The 16,288-nt window shown below is 37.5% G+C and carries 12 protein-coding genes; 4 read left to right on the plus strand and 8 right to left on the minus strand.

The features are described 5' to 3' along the window. Positions 1-50 precede the first annotated feature (50 nt). Positions 51-284: a hypothetical protein gene (locus V7O67_RS10220; RefSeq protein ID WP_342304928.1), complete on the minus strand. Its 234-nt coding sequence runs from the start codon at positions 282-284 to the stop codon at positions 51-53. After that, positions 271-1,101: a viperin family antiviral radical SAM protein gene (locus V7O67_RS10225; RefSeq protein WP_342304927.1), complete on the minus strand. Its 831-nt coding sequence runs from the start codon at positions 1,099-1,101 to the stop codon at positions 271-273. The genes V7O67_RS10220 and V7O67_RS10225 overlap by 14 nt, the downstream gene beginning before the upstream one ends. Before the next feature lie 112 nt (positions 1,102-1,213). Here V7O67_RS10225 and V7O67_RS10230 point away from each other — a divergent pair, with 112 nt between their 5' ends. Then, entirely contained in the window at positions 1,214-1,990 is a 777-nt protein-coding gene (locus V7O67_RS10230) for a DUF6293 family protein (protein WP_342304926.1), read from the plus strand. A gap of 2,386 nt (positions 1,991-4,376) precedes the next feature. Here the strand turns inward: V7O67_RS10230 and mtaB are convergent. From mtaB to V7O67_RS10255, 5 genes are all read right to left on the minus strand, one after another. Continuing rightward, the gene (gene mtaB / locus V7O67_RS10235; RefSeq protein WP_406657427.1) at positions 4,377-5,756 is read right to left on the minus strand and encodes a methanol--corrinoid protein co-methyltransferase MtaB; all 1,380 of its coding nucleotides are present in this window, start codon (positions 5,754-5,756) and stop codon (positions 4,377-4,379) included. A gap of 12 nt (positions 5,757-5,768) precedes the next feature. Beyond that, positions 5,769-6,533, minus strand: a complete 765-nt coding sequence (gene mtaC / locus V7O67_RS10240; RefSeq protein ID WP_406657428.1) for a methanol--corrinoid protein MtaC — start codon at positions 6,531-6,533, stop codon at positions 5,769-5,771. A gap of 634 nt (positions 6,534-7,167) precedes the next feature. Beyond that, positions 7,168-10,278, minus strand: coding sequence for a PAS domain S-box protein (locus V7O67_RS10245; RefSeq protein WP_406669977.1), 3,111 nt, complete (start codon positions 10,276-10,278; stop codon positions 7,168-7,170). 324 nt (positions 10,279-10,602) lie between these two features. Then, positions 10,603-11,367: a methanol--corrinoid protein MtaC gene (gene mtaC, locus V7O67_RS10250; RefSeq protein WP_342304922.1), complete on the minus strand. Its 765-nt coding sequence runs from the start codon at positions 11,365-11,367 to the stop codon at positions 10,603-10,605. A 334-nt stretch (positions 11,368-11,701) separates the two neighbouring features. Next, positions 11,702-12,070, minus strand: coding sequence for a VOC family protein (locus tag V7O67_RS10255; RefSeq protein WP_342304921.1), 369 nt, complete (start codon positions 12,068-12,070; stop codon positions 11,702-11,704). A 160-nt stretch (positions 12,071-12,230) separates the two neighbouring features. Here V7O67_RS10255 and V7O67_RS10260 point away from each other — a divergent pair, with 160 nt between their 5' ends. The 3 genes from V7O67_RS10260 (at position 12,231) to V7O67_RS10270 (ending at position 14,020) form a co-directional block, all read left to right on the plus strand. Then, complete coding sequence (locus V7O67_RS10260) at positions 12,231-13,142, plus strand: DMT family transporter (RefSeq protein ID WP_406669978.1); 912 nt, start codon at positions 12,231-12,233, stop codon at positions 13,140-13,142. Between the two features lie 153 nt (positions 13,143-13,295). After that, positions 13,296-13,631, plus strand: a complete 336-nt coding sequence (locus V7O67_RS10265; protein WP_406669979.1) for a carboxymuconolactone decarboxylase family protein — start codon at positions 13,296-13,298, stop codon at positions 13,629-13,631. Positions 13,632-13,696: 65 nt separating this feature from the next. Beyond that, on the plus strand, positions 13,697-14,020 hold the full coding sequence (locus tag V7O67_RS10270) for a DUF6951 family protein (RefSeq protein WP_406669980.1): 324 nt from the start codon (positions 13,697-13,699) through the stop codon (positions 14,018-14,020). Between the two features lie 692 nt (positions 14,021-14,712). On the opposite strand, the gene V7O67_RS10275 is transcribed toward V7O67_RS10270, so the two are convergent. Continuing rightward, positions 14,713-16,011 carry a PAS domain-containing protein gene (locus V7O67_RS10275; protein WP_342304916.1) on the minus strand — a complete coding sequence of 433 codons (1,299 nt, stop codon included), beginning with the start codon at positions 16,009-16,011 and terminating at the stop codon, positions 14,713-14,715. Between the last annotated feature and the right edge of the window lie 277 nt (positions 16,012-16,288).

Consider the following 16,288-nt stretch of genomic DNA (forward strand, 5'->3'; position numbering starts at 1 on the left):
TTCTGCCTTTCAAAATCAAGTTCCCTTCGGATAACTTCCAGGCCAGTGATTCATTTCTTCTTAGTATCCCTTTGCCTGTGATCCTGGATGCGTTCAGGATAAGAATCAAGCAGTATTATGTCCGTATAGAACTCGTAATCCATATGGGTGAATATCACATCGATCTCTTCCATTACAGTCGATTTCCCAACACCCCTTACTCCGGTAAAGCAGATCCTTCGAAGAGGATTCAGATCATCCTGAGAGGAGTCTGAAAAAGAAAAGACTGGTTTAGTTCCAGTCATAGTTACCACCTCTTTCCAGGTACTTGTCTGCATCGACAAGATCAGTAAGTTCCATATTTTCCAGTGATTCAAATGGAATTGTAGAGCGCTTATTGCCCTTACTTAAGAGAATATCCCCATCCGGACCTATTATGAAGTAGGAATTAAGCATATCTTCTGCAGATTCAAAAGTTGGACTGGAACCATTGTTAAGTATCAACCCACCATTTATACTCCTGAAGATGTCAAACTCTTCACTGGTTAGGGTAAGGTCAAAAGCATCATCATTCTGACCTTCCATGGATAGTATCTGAAATATCTTCCATCTGTCCGGAGCCAGAGATGATATGAACGGTTTCATATCCTCAAAGTTGTTCATTTTGGTGATGGTGGAGTTGATCTTCAGCTTCATTCCGTTCTCACGGATAAGCTTGCAGACCTTACGGATATGTTCCACATGACTTCCGTTTCCCCTTCCAAGTTGTTTTTCGATATGTTCATCGGCAGAGTCGACAGATATTCCCACCCAGTCCACATACTTACTCATTTCCCTGAGTTTATTTTCACTGAGTAGAGCTGCATTTGTAACAATACTAACTGTGAACCCCATATCCTTTGCCATCTTCAAAAGGTGGTTTAGGTTTTTGTATAACAGAGGCTCTCCACCAGCAAAGTTGATTTTTTCAATTCCTTTTGCCTTTAAAGTTTCAAGTTTCTGTCTGGCTTTTTCGATGTCTTTGAATTCCCCACTCATGCTCTTGTAGAAACAAAACCTGCACTTGTAGTTGCAGTTCATGGTCACATGCCAGTTTACGGATCTGATTGCTTTGCTTGTCATCGGATGAAAATCCGTTTCAGAAAATATAATAATTTTTTAGATTTACCTATTATTTAATAAATAGATTTATTAAATAATAAACTAATTTTAATCAAACACAAAGAGCCAGAATATGAAAAGTAAAGAAAAGATTCACATAATGAGCGCTGGTGCAAATGTGCATAACACATTTAGAACAGCTATTTATGAAATCGCACCTGCATCCGAAGTCTATGTCATTGCAGAAAAAAGAATCTATGAAAATTCTGATATCCCAAATAGACAGGAGGCAAGAGAAGCGATCAGAAAGTCTATAGAAGAACTAAAAGAGCTTGGTACAAAAATAGCAAAAAAAGGAGTTCATGAGATAGTTATAGAAGATGATACTCTTGACTATATCAAGGATGCTGTCTTTGAAATATATAAGAATAAACCCGATGCTCAATATTATTTTAATGTATCCAGCGGAACTAAAGCATTATCAATTGGTCTTTTTATGATGGCATTGTGGTTTGAAGCAATACCTTACCATGTAGATATAGAAGAAAGAGCTAAAAAGATATCAATTCCAAAGGTCCACATTGAAGATTTTCAGGCAAATCCAAACAGAGTAACCGTATTGAATATCTTGGACAAACAAAAACCCTTAGGTGATGAGAATTTGAAAACATTATCCCGAAAAAAGCTGTTTGAAAAGCTTTCAAAAGAATATATTCCGATAAGAGATAAGAAAAGGGCAAACCGAGAACTAAAAGATGGTGTATTCAATTCACTGACAAGGGATCTTCTCAACTGGAATTTAATTGATGAAAGGCATGTAGAAGGCAGCAAAAAGGAGAAAGAGTATATTTTGACATCGGATGGAGAATTTACTTTAAAATTTGTAAGCCTTAAAGGAAATTATGTTTAAAAATATTGCTCTGTAGAAATCCTCTACTTTTGTGGGCATAACATGAGATAAAATTATTACAAATGTTTCTGACGAGACTGATGAAATACAATCAATTTAAGTGAATGATGTTTATTTCAATAGTTTTTCTACATAGCCCAATTTCTTCTATATTTTTATAGATTGCTAATTGATATTGTTGGTTATGCTCTTACAGTAAATGAGATAATATTCCTGTAACAATATGAAATTTCTTATAAATATAATTTTTTTAAATACTATTTAAGTGAATCTAGCACTAATTTGCAACTAAATCTTAACACATTTGTAGCAAACAAGCAAAAAGTTTGTACGTAGAATGTATCTACATTAATAGAAGTGCCATACGTCAAGACAATACATTTTCTTTTATTATGAACTCAAAGTATGCAGATTTTTGATTGATAGGCAATTAATAACCTTATCGTCCATTTCTTTTTCAAAATCAAATAGCTTAAAGGTATTAATTCAAAAAACACATACGTTAAAAGCATGTGAATGTAGTTGCAATATACCTTGCAATTCTAAATAACACTTACATTCCTCATTAATAGTAGCAACTCTTAAAAATTAAGTATAAACGTGTATTGCTGCAAATAAGCTAACAATTTCTTTAGATTAAGGGACATTATAAAAATATTCAATGAAGAGGCTATTTCAATCGACTCCATCTAAATGGTAGACTCACATCTATTCCACAATATCTTCTCTCTGTGGACATCTGAGCAAATCCTCGAGATTAATTGTGTTCGAGCACCGGATAAGTTCGAAAAGAACACAAACCAAAAAAATATCATTATAAAAACTTAGTTTAATGCAAAGATGTTATCAAGTTAAGCAAAGAATCACTCTTGAAATCTCTTTCACGTATACATGTTTTCTATAATTCTCATATGTAAATCACGTGCAGTAGAAAAAGCATCTACATAAACTAGTAAAACCGAGGGACGATAAGTAGATTCAATAATAAATAGCTGCAGGATAAATCAATAAGAAAGTGGCAAACATCAGGAACTTGTCTCAAACTGATCAGTTAGCCCTAAAAATCCAGTAGAAATAATATAAGTGCACATGGTGTTTCACGTGATGGAAAATATGAAAGTCACTTATAGCAAACTGTTTCAGGGCTAAGAAGGGGGTCGCTACCTTCGCCCTCACACCCATAAGGGTGCTTACCGTTCCAACTCCAGCCTACAATCACAGATTGAACGCTTCCGTTCTCACTATACATATAGTAGGGAATTTATTCCTTGATTGATTTATCTCAAAGATAGATTTATACAAATTGTTAACACAATATTTAATCAAAATTAATGAAATCTTAGCTTAAAGATCATTCTTTGAGTTGCCCGCAAAATGAGCGAAACGTATGTGATTTTTTTGCTGTAAGTAATGCCCAAAAATCGCCATTATAAGAGGATTATCTAAAGTTTTTGATTGGCCTGCCGGCTTATGTAATGATGTAATTGCTTTTTCACTTCTCTTAAATTGCCAAACGCAGCTTCAAGGGAATTTTCTGCCTGAACCTTTCAGTCAAATGATTATCCTTGAAGGAGAGAAACAAGTAACATATTAGTTTTTGAGCCCATATCAAACTATAAATGCTGGTTTTGTAGAAATCCTAGGTGATAGTGTGAACGATGTTGACAGCATAAACTTAATTCATTCGAATAGTGTCACCTATCGCCAATTATCGATATTAAATGAGTTGAAATAATATTAAAATCAGCATCATCTGAACGAAGTTGTCACCAACCATGTCACCATTTCATTATCACATATTGAATACCTAAAATTGTCGGAAAGATTGCATATTATTCTCAAAAAGCTGACATGCTGTGTCATATGCTCCCCATGAGCAGGCATTTCCAAGTATGATATTTTTAAACACTATACCAAGATGCAACTCACTTGATTGGGTTTCAATAAAGGAGTATGCATCATTGAGGTTAATGCCGCTGTTCTCAGGCTCTTTCGATATTGGTTAATTCTATTGTATATCTCTTGCTCGCTTTTAATTGGACTATCATCTTTATGCATACAAAAGCTATGACTTCAGCTTATATTCCGAAATGCCAAGTATGGTGAAAATGTTCAGAACAGAAAAATCAGAAACATAGAACAGTGAAAGTGTCAAAGGCTTTACAGGGGAAGTTTTGATACACATGCCATAATAGTGAAGGTTGTGGAGGTTGGAGGTAGAATTGATGGCGTTGTGACCCGTTTTTTCTGTAAAGCCTATGATTTTTATTGTGGAGTTAAGTGTGAATTGATAATTGTGATTATAAATTTGGAATAGGGAAAATTTGTATTAAGCAAACTTCCCTATTTCCGTTAGTTTTCCGAAGAAAACTTCTTGGTACTACACTTAGAGTGCATAGTTCTCTGGTTTGAACACAGAGACTTCTGCTTTGTATTTCTCCATGCATTCATTCATGAATGTCTCGGATTCTGAGGTGAGCGAATCCAGTTCTACGGTTGCTTTTTCGAGAGCACCGAGTTCGAACTTTGTCATATCGAGACCTTCTGAGTTATTCAGAAGCTTGCAGCATTCTACTGCAGCATTCTTTGCACGGAGATAAATGTCACTTCCGTCCTTTACGATCGCCTCTCCTATCCTGTATGCGTTGTCGTATGCAAGGATATAGGACTGTGGATCTCTGAACCTGTCAGAAGCCATGAGGAGATCTCTGAGAATCTTCTCGTTGCCTGACTTTAGTGCAGTGTTCATGAGTGCACAGTCATAGTTGAGCGACTCAGACCAGCACTGTACGGTTGTACCGCCAAATTCACCGTGATATTCTACAGATTCATTTGACCACAGGTCACAGCACTGCATGATGAGATTACCCATAACATCTGAGTGAGCACAGGTTGAAGTCTTACCTTCGAAAGACATTGGCATACCGGAGATGGCTTTGATTATGATGTTCTCGTATCCACAATCTTTGCCCGGACCAACTGCGCCGGACTCGTATGCTGCGAGTGACCTTGACGCTGCTATGGTCCTTGCGATGATTGCAAGGGTGTGTGCAAGGTTCTTGTCAAGAAGACCGCCAGCAATGAACATTGCAGTGTTTGCCTGTGCACAGTCAGTGTCACCAGCTGCGACTACGCCCTTTGTTTGTGCAACCTTTGCAATATCCTGCCATAGGTATTCCATATCCATGGTGCCAAGGCAACCTATTGCGCAAAGCATACCTGCAGTGTCATTCCTGAGTACTGCGTAGTCGAAAATTTCTTTTCCACCCATTGACTCGATAGACAAGAGATCTGCGCCACCTTCTGCAACAGCTTCAAATGACTCAAGTACAACAGCCTGCTTGTCACCTCTTAGGTCGAGGAAATCCTTGTTTTCCCTGATGTCACCAGGTGTATGTCTGAGTGCACATTTGATGCCGTACTCTTCATGGTATTCTTCCATGATGGTCTTCTGTGCGTGTGCAACTTCTCCTCCCCATGTTGGGTTGTTGGTCATCTGTTGTACGTGCTCTGTTTCAAGTACTACGGATGGGAACCCGACCTGGACCATTCTTGCCATGATGTCTTTTGTAATCCTTTGGTATTCATTTACAAGCTTTTCCTTTGTCTCCCCGGCTTCAGGTCTTGGAGCATAATTAACTTCTGCAGTTGTATAGCCCGCACCGATCTCAAGCTCAAGTCCTGCTTTTACAGGTTTCTTTGCTTTACCGAAGACCATTTCGTCAGCTTCTGCATAAGCCATTGTTGTGAATCTGTTCACTGCCATTCTTGTCACCTCTTAGTGCTTGTGAAACTCCGCTTTCAGTGATTCGAGATTCTTTCCTTCAAGAATTGCATCTGCCATCTTTGGTGCATCTGCAGCCTCTTCACCATATACACCGAGTGCATAAGTCGATACGAAGTCCTGGTTCACTGCTCCGCCACCACACTGGAAAGGGAGACTAAGTCCTGCTTCCATAAGCCTGTCGTTTACTTCTTTGAATGCGTACATTGTGGTTGTCATAAGTGCTGTTCCGGTAAGCATCACCGGACTTTCTGCCTTTACAGCTGTTATAACTTCATCAACCGGTACATCACGGCCAAGGTCAACTACATCGTACCCGTTTGCCCTGAACAGTGCTGCAACAATGGACTTTCCTATATCGTGAACGTCACCTTCAGCAACATGAACAACAACTTTTCCCTTTGGTTTTGGTACTTCTCCACCCTGTTCTTTACAGAAATCGATACCTTCCAGCATAGCATCTGCTGACATCATAACATTTGGAAGAAAGATGATACCCTTGTCATAGAGGCTTGTGACAACTTTCATACCGACCATAAGAGCATCGTCAATAAGAGAAATTGGATCTCTTCCTGCTGAAATTGCTGCTTCCAGTCCTTCTATAACGTCATCTTCTTCACCTTCGAAAATTGCTGCTGCGATTGGACGAATAAGCTCATCCTGCGGATACAGTTCCACTGCTGCGTCCTCAGGTGTCATTGATTTTTCCATTTTGACGTTATACCTGACCAGGATGCCTTCTTTGTCTACTACAAGCATTCTATACCTCCTTCAATTATTAGTCTAGTTAATTGAGCTTGGGTCAAGCTCAATCCAATCTACACAAAAAGGTTCTCTTGAACCTCAATCATGCACTTTTACCATCACATATAAAGGTTTCTCATGTCGAAAACAAATATATAAGCATATCTATTTGGAATCATTTTAAAAATTAAATAATACTAATAAAAACGGACTACTGATGCCCATTAACTCAATCATTCGTTTTTTTGAAATACAAAGTCTACAAGTGGCTAGTAAACCTTTATATACCATAATTAATCGGAAATTTCGAGATTAATAATATAAAAAGAAATGTCTTATGGATTATAGATATCCTACAAAAGAGTATATCATTTAGAAAATAAGAGCTCTACTGATTCATATAACGAATATATTTAAATTTATAGACATAAATCGTCATGGACATGAGCATAATATTTAAGTAGTATTTACTTTTTTTATTTATAAATTAGACAAATAAACAAAGACAGTAGTTGTTTAAATTGGTTATTTTACAACTAAAAATGAAAAAATTAGAATAATTACTACATATACATTACACATTATTTTATATAAACTATAATTGATACATATAGATAAAAAAAATATACATATTTTTAAACGAAAAAAATCAAAGATTTTCTCTGGAGACACATATCGTTATAGGACTTGCATCAAGTTGCCCCATTGAACAGCGCATCTCAACAGGTATAACCTCTTGCGAAGAAGATTCAAATGGTATCTCACATACATGTGCCTCACCACTGAGAATGTCTTTCAATTCTGCCGCTGCTTCAAGAAATCTCTTCTGAGGGTAAAGATTAAGCAAATTCATACCTGTGAGTTCATTCATTGAATATTCGAGTCGTTCGCATGAATAAGGATTCGCGTAAAGTATACAACCATCGTTATCCAGCATAAAAACCAGATCGGTCATTGAATCAAAAATAACTTGCAGGTTCCTGATATCCCTCTGGTCATCCGAATGCTCACGCATACGACCTATTACAGGACCTATCTGAGAAGCAATTGTTTCAAGAGAATCACGGACCTCAAACGGAACCCCATATGTACCATGTGACGAAAGCATCAATATAGCTACTAGCTCCATACCGTATCTGATAGGAATAAGGGCAGTAGCTTCAAGACCTTCATAGCTTAATTTGTCCCCTGGAATCATGGAAGTCAGTTCATAGAATCTTGTATACAATGGATATTCAGTTTTGAAAAGCTTGGCATGAATGGACTTACCACTATAGTGCCGTGTGCTTTTTAAAAACTCTGAAGACAGACCGCTATGAGCTACTATATTCATGTCCCCAGTGGTTTCATCAACCAGATACAGTGCACCACAATCCAGATTATCCATTTGAGTAGTGAACTCTACAAGCTGAGAGAACATGTCGCCTACATCACCCAATGGATTGAAAAGCATACCCACATCCGAACCGAGCTGCATGAAATTATTCACGTTCTTGCGCTCAGTTATATCTACCAAAATACCCTGTATATACTGTAGATTTCCTTCAGCATCACGCTTTATAAGCGATCTCTCATCCACCCACCTGACCTCACCTGACTTTGTAAGTATGCGATACTCAAAGGACAGGTTGTCCTCACCGGATAAAATATCGTACTCCATTGTGAGTCTCTCCATATCTGATGGATGGACAATATCACCGTAAAGTACTTTTCCTGACATAAGCGCATTAGCTTCATAGCCAAACTGGGAAATATTTTCCGAAACAAATTCCACTTTCCATTCCTCATCGGGTCGCCAGAAAAATACGACCGCCGGACTGCTTTTGATAACTGTTTCCAGAACTTTCTGAACCTCAATTAACTCAAGAAGTTCCCTTTCTTTTTCTTTTTGATTAGTAATATCCCTGATGATAGCCATTATAGCAGGTTTGCCTTCATGGTCTATTATAGATGAGTTAATTTCTGCAGGAGTGCTTTTACCTGTCTTTGAGATCAACTCGATATCATACTTCAGAGTTGCCTTACGATTTTTTTCAAGACTTCTCTTAAACTTGTTCATAACAAGACGCTTGTACTCTAGTACTAAGAAATCTTCAAATTGTCTGTGAACTATTTCAGTCCTTGAAAAACCGGTAATCTCACAAAACTTCATATTGGCAAATACGAGGACATTATCCTGCACAACTATAATACCATCATTGCCTTCTTCAACAAGTGTGGAATATTTCTTCTCGGAAGCTTTAATTTCTGCTTCAGCAAGTTTTCTTTCCGATATGTCCCTGATGTCCATCATTACAGAAGGTTTTCCTTCATGCATAATGAAAGACAAGCTTATTTCAGCCGGAAAAGTAGTACCATCCTTTTTAAGGAATTCTACTTCATTATTTCGACGAATGCTATGCATATCTTTCAGGACTTTTTTGATACGTTTGTAGACCATCCGCTGATACTCGACTGGTAAATTGTCCATGAAAGTTCTTTCAAACAATTCTTCTCTGGAATACCCTATTAATTCTGAAAATTTTGCATTTATGAATTTAAACGTATCATCCTGAAGAATAATTATACCGTCGTTTCCCTTCTCTACAAGTGTGGAATACTTCTCTTCAGATGCTTTTAACTCAGATTCAGCACGCTTTCTTACCGAAATATCCCTGACAGCCATCATTACAGATGGTCGCCGTTCATGCAGCATATAGGAAAGGCTTATCTCAGCAGGAAAGACACTGCCATCTCTTTTTAAGAATTCGACCTCATCATTCCTCATAATACCGCATTTATTCTTCATGACTTTTTTAAATCGCTTCGTGATCATGCGATGATATTCCAGAGGAACATGAGACAGGAAATCCCTACCTGAAAGCTCTGTTTCGGTGCGATCTGACATCTGGCAAAATTTGGAGTTTGCAAAACTTAGCACCCCATCCTGAATGATTATTATGCCATCATTTCCTTTCTCCACAAGTGTAGAATACTTTTCTTCAGATACCTTGAGTTCCGTTTCAGCCATTCTCTGAACTGTAATATCTTCTATTGAAAGAAGAATATGTGTATCATTATAGATTCCAATTTCAAGTGGTCTTGCACTAAAGTGCATTGTCCTGCTACCAAGGCCTTCTACATTACAATCCAGTTCCAGATTATCGAAGAAAATATTATCCACCAGCAATTTTTCAAGGAACGATTTCAGTAGAGGCCTGTCCCAATTTCGCCCGCAAATATCGAAAAAGAATCTGCCTTCTGTTTTTTCCGGATATAATTTGAAAAAATCATAAAAATACTTGTTAGCAGTAAGAACATGGAATGTGTTGTCGAGTATCAAAAGAGGATTTGGTATGGTATCAACCATCTTTTGGCGATAACTTTTATTATTATCTACAGTGCTGTAATCAGGCCCCAGACTTCCCGTTACAAATACAAGTCCATGAAGAAAACTACTTCCATCCTGCAAGATCTCAAAGGTCTTTTCAATTACTTCACATGTCCTACCATCCCTGGCCAGCATCCTGTATCCTGTTGAAAAATATGATTGTTTTTGATCATTTCTGAATTGATCAAAACTCTCATTTAATTTATTAACATCATGCAAATGGATGATATCTGAGTAATTTATTTTCCCTGAACTAAAATCTTCGGCTGAATAACCTAAAAGAGAAATATTATCTGAAACCGATATTACCGACCTATTACCTTCATTGCTCCAGAGAAATGAAAAAACAGGGCCAATACCCATAAGTTCTGTGTCCCTCAGGCAAGACAATTGTTTAGTTTCCATGAGATTTTCAGAACTGATAATATGACCTCCATTTCAATGATATTGTATCCTTACGCCATTATTTTTATTTCAGATTCGTTTACATGTTTTAGGCAAAAGCACTTATCTATAACTAGTTAGAATCAAAACTAATTTTTCATACTTTTGTTTATACCTGACAAAAAAGAAGATGTTAAATACATGGAGGATGCAGATTAATATTTGGCTCTCATCTGAATTTTATACTTCCTTCAATCCAATCTACACAAGAGGGATATGGCTTTGGATGTGAGCCACCTGCTATACCTTGATTTTTATGCAGTAATTACGTCAATGTACATGAAATTGTTCCCTTAATTCTTCAATGCTTTTATTCTGGATTATTGAATCTGCAATCTTTGGACCAATTGCAGCGTGTTCACAATATATACCCAGTTCATAGTTTTGTACAAAGTCCTGAGTTACGGCCCCGCCACCACATACAAATGGTATTCGGATATCATTTTCAAGTAAACGGTCATTAACTTCCATAAAGGAATACATGGTTGTTGTCATCAAGGATGTACCAGTAAGCATAACAGGCTTGTGTTTTAATACAGCACGTATTACTTCATCAATAGGTACATCGCTTCCAAGATCGATGACATCATATCCATTTGATTTTAAAAACACTGTTAATATTTTTTTACCAATGTCATGGATATCTCCTTCCACAACATAAGATACAACCGTTCCCTTACATTCATGGGTCTTTCCGGATATCTGTTTGCAATATTCAATTCCGTCGGTCATGGCATGAGATGCAATTATCACATCAGGAAGGAATAGGAGTCCGTCATCATATAACTGGGATACGATATCCATTCCCACTATGAGGGCATCGTCTATAAGGGATATGGGGTCTTTTCCAACTTTTACTGCTTCTTCAAGAGTAACAATGACCTCATCTTCATCACCCTCAAAAACAGCCTCAACTATATTGCTTAGTAGCATATCCGATGGGAAAAGTTCTCTTGCCACCTCATCAGAGGACAGTTCACTCTCAAGTTTGACATTATATCTAACAAGGATATCTGTCGGATCTATATCTAGCATTGAGCCTCCTTTACTAGAATTTACGTTTTTCTATACGGTGCGTGTTAGTTTACAGGTGAATAAACTTGTAATAAATAATTATTGTATATACACTATATTAGTGGTTATCTAAGAGTAAGTATAGTATGTAAAGGTAACGTCTAAAAAACAGAAAAAACAATTTTTTATAGAATTGATGTAGACAATAAATCATCAGGCAGAGAAATTAGAAGTTAAACTAGTATATTATGAAATAAAAACAAAACGACAACAAATCCTAAAAAAAGAATAGCACAGGCACGATAAAACCTGCAACAAATACTGTTTTTATAAATTTGTTTCCGCAATTCCATTATCATTCTGCATTCTCGTTTTCTTCCCATATACCAAAAACATTCCCTTCAGTATCAAGACAGATAGCAAGGTAGCCCCACCCTGGTACAGGCATTTGATTCAGTACCTTACCTCCGGCCTTTTCTATCTTTTTCGCATACTCTTTAACAGACGGAACTCCAATATAACTGGCAATTCTTTGATCAGGTTCTCCCCGAAGACCCATTCCTCCCCTGATACCTTCTTCCCCATTCAAACCAGTTGTTTTAAAGAGATAATAATCCATTTCAGGAAATGGTTTTTCAAATTCCCAGCCAAAAAGATCGGAATAGAATTTCTTTGCTGTCTCAAGATCGTCTGTTGGTATATCTATATGAACAAAAGTTGCCATTGCTTAACCCCGAATAAATTTAGGATTTAAAATAATTAATAGTTTTTTGTTTAAATGAAGGCTCACCAAATATGCAAGTCTGCCTATTTAGATAATCGTACGAAGACAATCACGCAACCTCACCAAATCCTATATAATCCATATCACCATTTCCCATCCAATGAACCCGGGATCAAAAAAACCACACATTGAACTTGTTACCGGTTCGATCCTTTTCGGACTGCTAGGCGTATTCGTTGATTACCTGCAAGATGTGCCTACAGGCCCAATGATATTCTACAAGCAGCTCTTTGGTGTGTTTTCACTATTGTTGTTTATGCTGATCACTGGAAAGTTGTCCCAGATAATACCACGGAAGAAGAAGCGATATCTCTTGCTTCTTGGAATTATCAACACAACTACATTATTAACCTACTTCATCTGTATCAGATACACCAGTTTCTCGGTAGCGATACTTCTGCTCTACACTGCTCCAATGTATGTGACGCTGCTGTCAGCACCGATACTTAAGGAAACAATAACACGTAAAGGTATGCTTGCATTGGCAATGTCATTTATCGGGCTGCTGTTCATTGTTGACATGACCGGTGTAACTACCGGATTCACAGCAGGCAACGGTTACATCATAGGAATAACTGCCGGTATACTTTCAGGTCTTTCATTTGGTATTGAAATTATTAACATACGGTACATCAAGGATGATTACTCAAGCGTTGCCCAGCTTTTCTGGTATACTCTTATAGGTGTCATTTTGCTACTACCATTTGCCAGCAAAGTCTCAGGACCCGTGCTTACAGACAACCTGAATATGCTGATAATATTCGGAATTGTTAACACCGCCATGGCTGCACTTCTCTATGTCAGCGGTATTGCCCAGATTAAAGCCCAGACCGGAAGCATTCTTGCACTTTTCGAACCAGTCAGCGGCATCTTTTTTGATTTTACTGTAGTACATACACCTATCCATGCTAACACGTTAATAGGCTGCTTTTTTATACTACTTGGAGCTGCAATGGCTGTTACGGAAAAGAGCTCAAAGATATTCGGAAAATACTTCAAGATACAGGTTTGAAACAAGAATTGGGCATGAAATTTTTAACAGTAAGACAAATGATAATTAGATTTATATAGGTATTTCAACATAATTTGAAGTATCTGATATTGAGCCATATTTACAAATGCTAGATTAACAGTGTTAACTTGAGAAAACAGTGGAGACATGATCATGAGAATGCTTGAAGAATTTTTCCCCGAATTTACAGAAAAACTCGATGAGATCGACGAGCTTTATGCCGAGAAAAGACCCATCGACGAAAAGACATATCAGTTCCTCTGTTTTGCACTTTCCATCAAAGCCAGGTCCAAACCATGTGTTTTAAAGCACTTCAAAGGGGCTCTTGAAGCGGGTGCTACTGTAAAGGAGCTTTCATACATTCTTGCATTGACAATGAGAGAAGCAGCAGGAGCCGATGACTGCTGGACACATGATGTGTTAGGTGACTGGAAAGAAATCCTGAAAGGCAATGTATCCTGCAGTTGTTGTGGCGATGAAGATAAGTAAAATCATAAATGGATATTTCAGTAAACATTACTACTATTAAAAACAGTAAATTTGGAGGTCATTATATGACAACAACTGTTAATGTAAATTCAGCGATCTGTGGTTTCACACACAAGATTAAAGGAGAGTTTGACGGCAAAAACATTATCGTGGATATTGAAACTCCATGTGCGAAAATAAAGGAAATATCACATATGGAAGTTCCCTTTATGGAAACTATGGATATCAAAGATAACTTTGTGATGGAAAGGGCAAAAGAAGCACAGTGCACACCCGGATGTATTGTCCCGGCCGGTGTTCTGAATGTGTGCAGGCTGGAGACCGGAATGATCGCAAAGAGCCTTGCAAAGAAGGCAGGTCCAATTAGTATTGAATTCTCGGAGAGCTGAGCTTTTCCAGAAGAAACTTTCCGCATTTATGAGTGTAAATCAAAAACCCAAAGCTCAATTATAGAACATTAGTACCCTACATGAAAATCATATCGGAGAGAACTGCAGACCTCATTCGATCTTTTCAATATTGATCGATACCTTTCCTATTTGTTTTGCAAGGGTTTTTCATATCTGCTCATTCTTGACCCAGTATGTGCTCATCAAAGTTGCCGGAACATAACAATTATCGCAAATGTTGTTCTTCATACTTTTACTATTAATTCATAGAAAGGAAAATTATGCCATGGACCAGGCAAAAGATACATGGTGTACTATGTGTATTGTCCCAGCAGTTGTAATGTATGCGTTCAAAATGGAGTTGGCATGCTTTCAAAAAACCTGGCAAAAAAAAACAGGTACTGCAAACATAAATGTTACAGACGATTATAATTTTTTGACAACATTGGCTTCGTAGAAATTCTCATTCAAATGAAAAATATAAGTTTGACATATCTGCCAAACTTATGCACTAATAACTTGAATTAAAGCCTCCTTGTTTGATTACAATACCGTTTCACCCTTCTTTTTTACCCTTTATTTGCTCTTCACATTAACTTTTCAGAAAATAAACATCAATAAAACATATTTCTGTTATGATGCAATTCTCTATCTATTTACTATGACGTTTTTCTACGATACTTCTACGATACTTACCTTTCATCCCTCCCCATTCGTTCCGTAATATCCTGGATAACACCCTGATAGTGGGTCACAATTCCCTCGCCGTTACGCTGAATGAATGTTTGCTCTTCCACCCACCTCTCATCTCCTGACCGGGTTCGTATCCTGTATTCCTTGACAAAGACTTTTCCACCTTCTTTGGCAACATCCGAAAGTTCCATCTGGACACTAGGGAGGTCCTTCGGATTGATTATTTCACCATAAAGGATAGCTCCTGAGAGGAAATCGTCAACCGAGTATCCAAACACGCTTATATTATCTGAAACGAATTCAGCTGGCCAAAGTTCATTTTCATCATCAGGACCTGCTTTCCACAAAAAGGCGATCACTGGACTATGATTGATAATCGTTTCAAGAGCTTGCTTGTTTTCTAGCAATTGTTCCTGTTTTTCAAGTGCCTGCTGAAGAGCGATTTCACTTTCTTTCTGCTTTGTGATATCCTGAACAATTCCCTGGAAATGAGTTGCATTCCCACCCCTGTCCCTCAGAATAAAAGTGCTCTCTTTTACCCACAACAGCTCATTATTTCTTGTTATTAAACGATATTCCTGATTATAGTAGTCATTGCCACTTTCACATTGTTTAGCAAGTGTTTCTTTAACCATCTCATAGTCATCTGGATGAACAAGATCACTGTACACAATGCGACCTTTCACAAAATCCTCAGCCGAATAACCAAGTTTTGAAACATTCTCGGAAGCATAATCTGCAGGCCAGAACTGCTCGTTCCTCCACAGAAAAATCATAATAGAACTATTATTGATGATCTCTTCCATAAGTCTCAGTTTCTTCAATGCATCCTGCAGGGTAAATTCCTGTTCTTTCTGTCCAGTTATATCTAAAACAGTACCCTGGTAGTGTGCAACATTGCCTGAATTATCCCGCAGTATATAGGTTCGTTCATTAACCCAGCGCACTTCACCGGATTTTAAGATAATCCTGTATTTGTGGTCAAAGAAATCAACTCCCTCTTTGCATTGTTTAGTGAGAGTTTTCTGCAAGTCCTTCAGATCATCCGGATGAACTATGTCAGCATAAAGAATGCGGCCTGAAATAAAATCATCTGCTGTGTAACCTAAAAGGTCCACGTTACCTGAAACATATTCCACAGGCCATTTTTCGTCGGGACTGTCTTCTGCCTTCCAGAGAAAAGAAATAACAGGACTGTTATCCCTTATCTTTTCAAATTCCTCTTTTCTGTCAAGAAACTTGCTCAATGAGCTTTCAGAATCTTCCTTATAATCCTTATCTGGTGTTTCTGAGTTCATATAACCCCTCTTAAAGTTAAACCCCTTCTTGTTTAATTATTAGTTTGATTAGTTAATAATACTATTCACTATGGATTCTGAACAAGATTCTTAGAGAAATAAATAAGATAAATATCAGTGCGTCTAAAACAGTGCAGATACTATAAAAAAAAGGTAACTATTCAGCCTGATAAAAACGCTATCAATAACAATCTTGACAAAAAGTTGAAACGTAAATTTCATTAGGATCATTTATTTTGATTGTTGCTATTGATTGCTTTTTTGATTGTTAGATTGT

The organism is Methanolobus sp. ZRKC4 (assembly GCF_045291305.1).
In the GTDB taxonomy this organism is placed as follows: domain Archaea; phylum Halobacteriota; class Methanosarcinia; order Methanosarcinales; family Methanosarcinaceae; genus Methanolobus.

Bases quoted from the DNA above. Each gene is read 5' to 3' on its own strand.
- V7O67_RS10220 (WP_342304928.1), bottom strand. From the start codon at position 284: ATGACTGGAACTAAACCAGTCTTTTCTTTTTCAGACTCCTCTCAGGAT.
- V7O67_RS10225 (WP_342304927.1), bottom strand. From the start codon at position 1,101: ATGACAAGCAAAGCAATCAGATCCGTAAACTGGCATGTGACCATGAAC.
- V7O67_RS10230 (WP_342304926.1), top strand. From the start codon at position 1,214: ATGAAAAGTAAAGAAAAGATTCACATAATGAGCGCTGGTGCAAATGTG.
- mtaB (WP_406657427.1), bottom strand. From the start codon at position 5,756: ATGGCAGTGAACAGATTCACAACAATGGCTTATGCAGAAGCTGACGAA.
- mtaC (WP_406657428.1), bottom strand. From the start codon at position 6,533: ATGCTTGTAGTAGACAAAGAAGGCATCCTGGTCAGGTATAACGTCAAA.
- mtaC (WP_342304922.1), bottom strand. From the start codon at position 11,367: ATGCTAGATATAGATCCGACAGATATCCTTGTTAGATATAATGTCAAA.
- V7O67_RS10255 (WP_342304921.1), bottom strand. From the start codon at position 12,070: ATGGCAACTTTTGTTCATATAGATATACCAACAGACGATCTTGAGACA.
- V7O67_RS10260 (WP_406669978.1), top strand. From the start codon at position 12,231: ATGAACCCGGGATCAAAAAAACCACACATTGAACTTGTTACCGGTTCG.
- V7O67_RS10265 (WP_406669979.1), top strand. From the start codon at position 13,296: ATGAGAATGCTTGAAGAATTTTTCCCCGAATTTACAGAAAAACTCGAT.
- V7O67_RS10270 (WP_406669980.1), top strand. From the start codon at position 13,697: ATGACAACAACTGTTAATGTAAATTCAGCGATCTGTGGTTTCACACAC.
- V7O67_RS10275 (WP_342304916.1), bottom strand. From the start codon at position 16,011: ATGAACTCAGAAACACCAGATAAGGATTATAAGGAAGATTCTGAAAGC.